Source organism: Bacillus sp. SG-1 (assembly GCF_000181495.1).
In the GTDB taxonomy this organism is placed as follows: domain Bacteria; phylum Bacillota; class Bacilli; order Bacillales; family Bacillaceae_B; genus Rossellomorea.
Window position 1 is genome coordinate 1 of record NZ_ABCF01000153.1, and the last position, 1,836, is coordinate 1,836.

2 protein-coding genes are annotated in these 1,836 nt (G+C 44.7%); both read right to left on the bottom strand.

What is annotated here, in order from left to right:
• Positions 1-687: 687 nt before the first annotated feature.
• Positions 688-1,050, bottom strand: a complete 363-nt coding sequence (gene rplQ, locus BSG1_RS19300; RefSeq protein ID WP_006838926.1) for a 50S ribosomal protein L17 — start codon at positions 1,048-1,050, stop codon at positions 688-690.
• A 47-nt stretch (positions 1,051-1,097) separates the two neighbouring features.
• On the bottom strand, positions 1,098-1,836 hold a 739-nt coding region (locus tag BSG1_RS19305), incomplete at its 5' end, for a DNA-directed RNA polymerase subunit alpha (protein WP_006838927.1).

Sequence of the window (1,836 nt, forward strand, 5' to 3'; positions counted from 1 at the left end):
GGATTAGCACGACGTCTGGTTCCAGGGCCCGAGATTACGTACCCACTGGAACGTAACCCCGCAGTCGCAGCCGAGGAGGCTCAATCCGGCTCCAGTGGCCAACGACTAGCAGATTTCGATCACTCTTCTTGCTAATCCAGCTACAAGGCCCCAACGGCTAGCGGACTTCCCTGTCCCCTCCTTGCGATAAGTCAACATCAACTCACTGTGTTCGTTGTGTTTCCTTTATCTCATGCAGGGACAGTCCAGCCCGTACGCCGCTGAACGGGGCCTTTCCACTTTATATAGATAAGTCATCATCGAATCGCTTTGCTCTTCGTGATTCCTTTATCTCATCCGAGAGCTCTCCAATCTGTACGTCGCTGAACGGCCACTTGCGCTTTTTAGTTCACCGCGCGTCCCGCGGAGTTGGGTGCCTGCAGCGGAGATCAACACTTATTAAAAAAAGTCCCGAATACAAAAAAAAGCCTGCACCTCGTTCCATAGATAGCGGCTGCTTTCTTGTTCATGGTATGAACAAACTTCTATCGAAATAGAAGCTGGAAGAGGTGCATGGAGCTAGACGGGTCACTTCAATGAATGCCCATCATAACGCTCTGCTTTTTGTGTATGACCAAGGTGTAAACAAAAAGGGCATAGAAGCAGTTAACAAAATAACTGTCCTGCCCTCGTTGTGTATGAATGAAATTATACTAGCTCAATGATTACCATTGGAGCACCGTCACCGCGACGAGGTCCAAGCTTCATGATACGAGTGTATCCGCCTTGACGCTCTGTGTAACGGCCAGCGATATCAGAGAACAACTTTTGGACTGCATCCTGGTTCTCTTCAGCATTCGCAACTTCATGACGGACGAAGCTTGAAGCTTGACGGCGTGCATGCAAGTCACCACGTTTTCCTAATGTGATCATTTTCTCAACAACTGAGCGAAGTTCTTTTGCACGAGCTTCTGTTGTTTCGATGCGTTCGTTGATGATTAGGTCAGTAGCTAAATCGCGAAGCATTGCTTTACGTTGAGCGCTAGTACGTCCTAACTTTCTGTATGCCATTTAAGATTCCCTCCTTTGTTAGATCGTTGAATAACTTTTTGCTTAACTCAGTCGTCCTTGCGTAAACCTAAGCCTAAATCTTCAAGCTTAACTTTTACTTCTTCCAAGGATTTACGTCCTAAGTTACGAACTTTCATCATATCTTCTTCAGTCTTGTTGGCAAGTTCCTGAACAGTGTTGATTCCAGCACGTTTCAAGCAGTTATAAGAACGAACAGATAGATCTAGTTCTTCAATAGTCATTTCAAGAACTTTCTCTTTTTGATCTTCTTCTTTTTCTACCATGATTTCAGCATTCTGTGCTTCGTCAGTGAGACCGACAAAAATGTTAAGATGCTCATTTAGAATCTTAGCACCAAGAGAAATTGCTTCTTTCGGGCCAATGCTTCCGTCAGTCCAAACATCAAGAGAAAGTTTATCGAAATTAGTCAATTGACCAACACGAGTATTTTCCACTTGATAGTTAACGCGTGAAACCGGAGTGTAAATAGAGTCGATTGGGATCACGCCGATAGGCAGGTCCTCACGTTTGTTTTGATCAGCAGGTGTATATCCTCGACCTCGTTGAGCAGCCAGACGCATGCGGAAGTTGCTGTTAGCAGACAATGTAGCAATGTGCAGTTCAGGGTTAAGAACTTCAACATCACTATCATGAGTAATATCAGCAGCTGTTACTACTCCTTCACCATTCACGTCAATTTCAAGAGTCTTCTCTTCATCAGAATAAATCTTCAGAGCAAGCTTTTTGATATTCATGATGATTGTCGTTACATCTTCCACGACACCT

Excerpts from the sequence above, each read along its gene's own strand:
- rplQ (WP_006838926.1), bottom strand. The coding sequence starts at position 1,050 with ATGGCATACAGAAAGTTAGGACGTACTAGCGCTCAACGTAAAGCAATG.